This window comes from Actinomyces bouchesdurhonensis, assembly GCF_963540955.1.
Classification (GTDB): domain Bacteria; phylum Actinomycetota; class Actinomycetes; order Actinomycetales; family Actinomycetaceae; genus Pauljensenia; species Pauljensenia bouchesdurhonensis.
Genome location: NZ_CAUTSL010000086.1, coordinates 1 through 5,267 on the forward strand (window position 1 = coordinate 1; position 5,267 = coordinate 5,267).

9 protein-coding genes are annotated in these 5,267 nt (G+C 61.6%); 7 read left to right on the forward strand and 2 right to left on the reverse strand.

Annotated features, from left to right (window positions below; genetic code table 11):
• On the forward strand, positions 1-392 hold a 392-nt coding region (locus RYL44_RS09845; protein ID WP_314975870.1), incomplete at its 5' end, for a tyrosine-type recombinase/integrase.
• Between the two features lie 53 nt (positions 393-445).
• On the opposite strand, the gene RYL44_RS09850 is transcribed toward RYL44_RS09845, so the two are convergent.
• Positions 446-1,816, reverse strand: a complete 1,371-nt coding sequence (locus RYL44_RS09850; RefSeq protein ID WP_314975871.1) for an SNIPE associated domain-containing protein — start codon at positions 1,814-1,816, stop codon at positions 446-448.
• Between the two features lie 341 nt (positions 1,817-2,157).
• Positions 2,158-2,472, reverse strand: coding sequence for a helix-turn-helix domain-containing protein (locus RYL44_RS09855; RefSeq protein ID WP_314975872.1), 315 nt, complete (start codon positions 2,470-2,472; stop codon positions 2,158-2,160).
• A gap of 111 nt (positions 2,473-2,583) precedes the next feature.
• Between RYL44_RS09855 and RYL44_RS09860 the strand changes: the two genes are divergently transcribed.
• The 6 genes from RYL44_RS09860 to RYL44_RS09885 all read left to right on the forward strand — a co-directional run.
• Complete coding sequence (locus RYL44_RS09860) at positions 2,584-2,916, forward strand: helix-turn-helix domain-containing protein (protein WP_314975873.1); 333 nt, start codon at positions 2,584-2,586, stop codon at positions 2,914-2,916.
• The gene (locus RYL44_RS09865) at positions 2,913-3,167 is read left to right on the forward strand and encodes a hypothetical protein (protein ID WP_314975874.1); all 255 of its coding nucleotides are present in this window, start codon (positions 2,913-2,915) and stop codon (positions 3,165-3,167) included. The genes RYL44_RS09860 and RYL44_RS09865 overlap by 4 nt, the downstream gene beginning before the upstream one ends.
• The gene (locus RYL44_RS09870; RefSeq protein WP_314975875.1) at positions 3,164-3,391 is read left to right on the forward strand and encodes an excisionase family DNA-binding protein; all 228 of its coding nucleotides are present in this window, start codon (positions 3,164-3,166) and stop codon (positions 3,389-3,391) included. The genes RYL44_RS09865 and RYL44_RS09870 overlap by 4 nt, the downstream gene beginning before the upstream one ends.
• 12 nt (positions 3,392-3,403) lie before the next feature.
• Positions 3,404-3,616 (forward strand): hypothetical protein, encoded by a 213-nt coding sequence (locus RYL44_RS09875; protein ID WP_314975876.1) that lies wholly within the window; start codon positions 3,404-3,406, stop codon positions 3,614-3,616.
• On the forward strand, positions 3,613-3,996 hold the full coding sequence (locus tag RYL44_RS09880; protein WP_314975877.1) for a hypothetical protein: 384 nt from the start codon (positions 3,613-3,615) through the stop codon (positions 3,994-3,996). The genes RYL44_RS09875 and RYL44_RS09880 overlap by 4 nt, the downstream gene beginning before the upstream one ends.
• Before the next feature lie 211 nt (positions 3,997-4,207).
• On the forward strand, positions 4,208-5,267 hold a 1,060-nt coding region (locus RYL44_RS09885; RefSeq protein ID WP_314975878.1), incomplete at its 3' end, for a hypothetical protein.

Genomic DNA, 5,267 nt, shown 5'->3' on the forward strand with positions numbered 1-5,267 from the left:
CGGCCGCGGGCGTGCGGACCGTGGCCCTCATGGCGTCGACCGCTACCACGATGCGTGCACATCTGCGTCACCACGTCGCGCCCGGCCCGCAGGCAATCCTGTTCCCGGCGCTGCGCGGCTCGGGCTATGCGCGCGACACGGCGCTCACACGCCTGCTCACTGCCGCGCAGGCCGCCGCAGGTATCGAGATACTAGACGGGCACTCCGGCGGCTGGCACGCACTCCGCCACTACTCAGCCACCAGGTACGGCCAGGCGGGCGCCACGACGCGAGCGCTGATGACTCGGTATGGCTGGTCTGACCCGGACATGGCCGCGCGTTATCAGCGCTCGGATGAGGCCTACGAGCTGGAAATGATCGCGCGCATGGAGACCCGCGTGAAGCAAAATTGACACTTTTGGCACCGCAGTACTCGCATGGAGGGGTGCGGGGACAAGCAGCGTCCTCAGCATTGAGCGGATGCGCGTGCTTCTTCGAGACTGAGCCGATACTGCTCCGCTTCTGGTTCTTCGGTGAACTCGAGGAGGTTTCCGGCGATGTCCTTGAGGGCGTCTCGGACCTCTGTGGGGGTTGCGTAGAAGAACTCGCGCCGCGCATTGATGCGGTTGACGCGTTTGGCTGCGAAGCGGTGGTGAAGCTCGGTTTCGACTCCCACTGCATCGTCGGAGAAGAACAGGGCGTGGACATCGAAGTTGAATGGCACGGACGCGTCTCCGAGCTCGCGGACGCGGTCCATGGGGTCGAGGCGGCGTGTCATGCCGATCTTGACCATCCGCTCGCCGAAAGACCCGATATTCGAGATGACGTAGACATAGCCTGCACGGATATTGGCCTCGCGCTTCTCGACGTCGTTGATCCCCTTTTCAATTTCGACGATCTGCTGCTTGAGGCGCGCAGTTTCAGCTTCGTCACCGATTTCTTCGACCGTCTTGAGGACGTTGAGGTAGTGTTGCCGTTCCTTTTCGAGGCGTTCCCTCTCGGCTTGGAGTTCTCGCTCCGCTTTTGCTTGCTCTCGCAGTTCTGCTTTGCGTTCTTTTTCCAGCTCTTTTTCCAGCTGCTTTGCTTTGAGATGGTCGACTGCGAGTTGCAGTTCTCGAGCGCGGAGTTCCACGTAGTTTGGCTTGACCCTCACGCCGGTGACAGTGCATTGTCGTTCAACAACCTCTGCGGCCTTGAAGATCTTCGCGAGGCTTGCTTCGTAGTTTCGAGCGCTTGCCGCTTCGATGATTGAATCAACCTGTGAGTTGAAAGCCATTAGCGCAAGCCTTGCTGAATCTTTCGCGAGTTTGTTCCGGCCGCTTTTCGTGTGGGGAGGCTCGAAATCATCAAGCGATTCAACTGCGCTATAGCTTCGAACTGCCATTTGTACGTCTTTTCGAAGGTCTCGCAAAGCGGCCGCCAGCTCGACAGAATCTTTTGCAGGGTGATCATACTCAGTGAAACCTGCTTCTTCTAGTTTGACTTGGACGCGCATGGGGTGAAGCTTCTCCTGCAGGGCTGCCTCCTCGTTTATAAGTCGCTCCAAATCAGCGCGGATTCCCTGTTCTTGTTCTGCGCATTGGGTGCGAACCTGTTGGAGCGCCTGGCGCGCATGCTCAGCGGCCTGATCTGCTTCCCATGCCGCCTTGCCGCCATGGGCATCAACAAATGCCTGGAGGTTTGCCTGACCAGCCTGCGCAGCCGTGAGTTCGCCGCTAAGCCGGACGAGTTCCTCGGAGAGTCGGGCAATCTCTCCCCTGGCTTCCTGGTACTGCTGTTCCCCAATCGCGAGTCTCTGCTGTAGCTCTGCGATTTGCTTACCGCCGAAAATAGGCATGGCCTCTTCGCCTCCTCATAAGTAATATGACCTGATTCACTGTATCAGTGAAGCGGTTGCGGGACAAGTACTCCCACATGCTGAGCATGAGCACCGCCTCGCCGCGCCTGTCGTTACCACGCCTCGACGAGCGAGGGCGCGGAGTCGACGCCGAGGACGTGCGCAATCGTAAGGACGTGATCGCGCAGAACCTGAGCGACGGATCGCGTGAACCACAGCTCGTTACCCATATGGTAAATATGTCAAATGGCAAGACAGTCTCACAAGTCGGTTCTGCCCCTGTGTCGATAATCGAGCCTCTCGCGGCACAGGGGCAGTTCTATGTCAGGTATCGAGCGTAATCAGAGGGGATTGCTGCTGCCCGCATCCTTCATAGATTGGCGCTCGGCGAGGGCAGCGTCGGCCTCGGTGTACGAGCGACCTGTCTGTGCAACAAAGAGCACTTTCCAACCTTCAAGCCCGAGAGCGTCGGCGATTCTCTCGAGCTCGCCTGCGGTGGCGGCGCGCCCGCGCTTAAGGATGTCACCGAGCCGCGTGAGCTTCACCCCAGACAAGCGAGATAGCTCGCGGAGACTGACGCCGGATAGTTTTTGTTGTTCAGAAAGCAGTCGGGCAATCTCAGCATCTAGCGGAGCTGCGATAAGTGCGTTTCCCATACGTTCAATGTTCGCACATGCGAACGACGCTTTGCAAATCGACTTGACAACGTTCGTTGTTGCGAACATACTTGATGCGTAACCGTTCGCGACAACGAACATGGAGATGTGATGCAAACACTGGCAACTCACGCCGACCGCCTCGCCGCTGTCATACGCGACGAAGCGGCTCGCGTCGGCATGACAATCACTGATCTCGCGGAGAAAACCGGCCTCAAGCGTCCGTACATCTCGCTGCGGCTCAACGGGCATCGCGGGTTCACCGCGGTCGATCTCGACAAGATCGGGCTAGCGCTCGGCACGCCTGCGTGGGAGCTGATGTACCGGGCGCATCGCGGCGACGATCCGGCCAAATCGGACGGGTACGCGATCCAGGACAAAGCGTCGGGTTCGGTCATCCTGCAGGCTCGCCGCGTCGATTGGGACGGCGGTGAGGAGGAATGACGTGCCAGAGCGTCATGTCGTGCTGCGCGATCGTGCTGCTCATCGCCGCTTGTCTTGGCATGGTGTGCTGCTTGCTCTTGGGTGCAGTCGTTGAGGTCATCGAGGTCGTTGACGACATTCGCGAGCGCCGTAGGCGTGAGGCGGCTAAATCTTCCTCGTCGGCGGGGCGCTGCCGCGAGTGTGTGCGCGGTGTGTGTGGCGCTCTGCGCTCCGCCGATGAGGATCTCGCTGAGCGTGGTGAGGCGCGATGAGGCGGGAAGCGCCGGAGCCGGTCGCGTACCGGGTGCGCACGTTTGCGCAGCTGATTGAGGCGTCGGACTCGGGTGTGCGTGAGCTGATCGCGTCGGGCGCGATCCGCTCGTTCAAGGTCGGGGGCCTGCTGAGGATCCCCGCAAGCGAGCTGGTGAAGTTCACCGGCGAAGAAGGTAAAGAAGTGCGCCCCTGCGGTTGCGACGCGGGGCGCGAGAGCAAATAGAAGGAGATGCTCATGAAGAAGGATAACATGCGCGGCCGGCGCTTGTGGCCGTGGAAGTCGCTGATAGGGGGCGTGTGCGTCGCGGCGTCGCTGGTGATCGCGTTCGGGATGCGCGGTCTCGACAATCCGGAGGGGTGGCCTGAGTGGCTGTTTTTCCCGGGCGTCGCGCTGGCCGTCGTCGGCGGTGTCCTCGTCTACGCAGAGTGGCGGGAGGGATCGCTGTGAGCGCGGACATCTTGGCTGGCCTTGCCCTGGCGCTCTTGGCGTCGATGGTTGTCCTGACCTGGATCGTGTGGCGCGGCTCGGCTCGCGCGGCGACCCTCGAGGACATCGCGGCGCGCATGGCGAAGGACGCGGGCAAGGCCCGCGCGCAGGGCACGACGCTCCTGCAGCGCACGGCGGATTTCTCGTACTACGACCAGTCCGGAGACGACTCCCTCCCGCACATCATGTGCCTCGCAATGCAGGACGTGATCTTCGAGGCTGAGGTCAACGGTTGCCTCGCGGTCGACACGCCGCGCGTGTTCGTCGACCTCGACCGGAAGAAGGTCCGCGTCGTCCTCGAGGTTATGCGCGTCGCTTCCCTCCCTGTGGGGGTCGAGTGATGACCGACTCGACGTGCACGGCACCGCTGCCACTTCGCCTCGAAGCAGCAGACGACAGGCCCTGCCACGACCAAGCCGCGCGGGAGATCGTGCGGCAGGCCAGGAAACGAGCGCTCGCGTGTCAGACCGAAGCGCAGGACTCTCAGCATCGCGCCGAGCGCGGTATCACCTACTTTCCCTCAATCCGAAATAACAAGAAGGAGACAGACCGATGAAAACGCAGATTTGGGCAGCAGGAGCCGCCCTCACCATCGCAGCCATGTCGCTGCCCTACGGCGCCGCATATGGCGCCGACAACGCCCCTGAGATTAAGGCTGAGATCACGAAGGCCACGTCCTTGTCTCGTCAGACCTCTTCTGAGGTCAACGTTGCAGGCACCTGGTCTGTCGAGCGACTGGCTATTGGCCAGCAGTTCACGGTCTCGACCGTGCCGGCGGAGAGTGGTGCGCCTTTCAGGTGGGCTGCATCGTTCCCTTTCGCGCTCAATGACGGATCTGTTGTCGGTGAGTGCACCGCCGATGAGGCGACGCTGACCTGCAAGGTGACCCAGGTCCCCGCAGCTTACGCCGACAAGACCAACGTCAAGGGAACCTGGTGGGCGCGCGCACGCCTTCAGGACGCTGCTGTCGGCACGACTGAGGGGACGATCACCCTCAACGGTGAGGCCGTGAAGAAGCTTGTGTGGGGTGACAAGAACGGCGAAGGCACATGCACAAGTGATTGTGATGGTCCGGCCCACTACGAGTACGCTGAGCCGTCCAGCATTAAGTTTGGGTGGTCTAACGACAACGGCACCGTCGGGTGGGGCATCAAGTGGATTGCAACGCCTGGTACCGAATATACGGTCAAGGACTTCGACACGAAGCTCGGAACGACTGTCCGCTGTGCGAAGGCTGCCACGTGGGACCCGGCCACAACCGAAGTTATTACTGCTGATCGCATCGACGACAACACGATCAAGTTCACAGCCCCAGAAGGGTCTAAGACCTGCATCACCTACCCGCCTGAGCAGATGAAGGTGCCTGAAGGCCAGAATAGCGTCACCAATCATGCCGAGATCAACGGCATGAAGCTAGAAGCGACGGCTTCGGTGAAGTCGAACGGTGGTACGGATGGAGACGGCTCGGTGGAGCCGAAGCCGACGCCGACCACCCCGGCCCCGGAGCCGACGCCGACCACCCCGGCCCCGGAGCCGACGCCGACCACCCCGGCGCCCGAGCCGACGCCGACCACCCCGGCGCCCGAGCCGACGCCGACCACCCCGGCGCCCG